Source organism: Paenibacillus ihuae (genome assembly GCF_001368795.1).
GTDB classification, from domain to species: domain Bacteria; phylum Bacillota; class Bacilli; order Paenibacillales; family Paenibacillaceae; genus Paenibacillus_AQ; species Paenibacillus_AQ ihuae.
Genome location: NZ_LN831199.1, coordinates 610,575 through 612,495, shown reverse-complemented (window position 1 = coordinate 612,495; position 1,921 = coordinate 610,575). Strand labels below are relative to the sequence as shown.

Below are 1,921 nucleotides of genomic sequence, written 5' to 3'. Positions count from 1 at the left end.
CTTAAGTAATTACCGGCAGCTAACACACAATTAATGTCGTTTTTTGTTATTTCTTTTTAAGGCACAAGTGATTACAATAGAAATATTGTTTGTGTCAAAGCAGTTTTCCAGGTTTATTCTACAATTAGAATGACCCTGATTCCTGAAAGGGGGGACAATAAGACCGAATAGGGCAAGCAAGACGGCCTAGAGAAATTCAGATATGAGTGCCTGGTAAGTGGCAGGCAGGCATTGTAAATAGATCGCAAGCAATCATTTATTTATTCTGTATATTCCAACAAAAAGAAGGAACCCATTTATGAAAAAAATAAGTTTAAAAAAAGGTATATAGCCCTTATAGCCGTTGTAGTGCTTCTCGCCGGAGGTTTTTTGTTTCAAAAGCCGCTTTCTGTACTGGCCTTTGATCTTTTCCTGGCCGACCGGGTGGAGTCCAAACTGGCAGAAGAGTCGTATGAGCCGCTGGTTAAGGACAGCACGTCCACTGTACAGGCGGAACCCGTTGTCTACAAAAGCGATCCATTCTCCTTAATGCTGCTGGGAACAGACCAGCGTGCGAATGAGACAGCACGTTCGGATACGATGATCTATGCTGTTATCCGTCCGGAGGATTACAAAATTCTGCTGATCTCCATCCCCCGCGATACGTATACAGAAATCATCGGGCACAAGGACAATAAAAAGGATAAAATAACCCATGCGTATGCTTTCGGCGGTCAGCAGATGGCTAAAGATACACTGGAAGCGCTGCTCGGCCATGACATTCAATATTATGCAACGATCAATTTCCAGGGTCTAAAGGATGCGGTCGATGCCATCGGCGGTGTTCCGTTGCCCATCAAAAAGGATATTGTGAACAAAGGCGCCGATCATGAGAAGTTCACCATCGAAGGTGGTAAATCGAATTATAGCGGTGAAGAAGCACTCAACTATACACGCTACCGTGAAGACAGTGATTTTAACCGGACGAAACGTCAGCAGGTCTTTATTGATGTAGTAGCGAATAAAATGTTATCGATCAGCCAAATTGGTAAAATACCTGAGCTGCTGGATATTATGGGCGAAAACTTCAAGACCGACCTGGAGCCATCCACCATTATCAGTCTCGCCAAGAAGTTTATGGGCGGCAGGGATATGGATATCTCCAGCTTTACGGTTATGGGTGAGGGCAAGCGGATTGATGGCGTTTATTATGATGTCGTCGATGATGAGGATTTGAGCGAAGCCCAGGCGATGATCGACAACTGGATGAATGCGGGCACTCCGGTAAGTCAGCTGATCGAACCGGGCAAAGCTGAAAATGCACTGGAGCCTTCGGCTACGGCAGCAGCACAGTAATTTAGCCCTTAGCATATACCATAAGAGTAAGAATGCAGCAGCCATGTGTAATGTTAGTGGCTGCTGCTTCCTGTCTTCATGGTATAATGGAGTGGAACTAATTGCTGGGTGAAGCGTATTACTACGGGTGCCCTAATAGCAGGGTTAATTCCTTCGGAACTCTTTGAGGAGGATCAAGAGATGAATATTGCGTTTTTTTTACTTCCGAAACAAGAAGTGGCCTGTGTTACCTTGGATTCAACACTGCGCCAGACCTTGGAACGGATGGAGTTTCACCGCTATACCGCTGTACCGATTCTGAACCGCAACGGAGAATATGCCGGTACGGTGACAGAAGGAGATCTGCTCTGGTACATGAAGGATTCGGGCGGGACGGTTACCTTCGAGAATGCTTCAAAATATTTGCTGAAGGATGTACCGCTGCGGATGAATAATCTGCCGGTCTCAATCGATGCGGATATGGAAGATCTGATCAACCTGGCTAAAGTGCAGAACTTTGTGCCGGTGGTTGATGACATGAACCGGTTCATCGGTATTGTCCGCCGGAGTCAAATCATTGAATATTGTGAGAAGGTCGTCTCCCGGC

2 protein-coding genes are annotated in these 1,921 nt (G+C 45.9%); both read left to right on the top strand.

The features are described from left to right. Positions 1–294: 294 nt before the first annotated feature. The gene (locus AQR02_RS22425) at positions 295–1,335 is read left to right on the top strand and encodes an LCP family protein (RefSeq protein WP_054942631.1); all 1,041 of its coding nucleotides are present in this window, start codon (positions 295–297) and stop codon (positions 1,333–1,335) included. A gap of 180 nt (positions 1,336–1,515) precedes the next feature. Continuing rightward, a partial coding sequence (locus AQR02_RS22420) for a CBS domain-containing protein (protein ID WP_054942630.1) occupies positions 1,516–1,921 on the top strand: 406 nt, incomplete at its 3' end.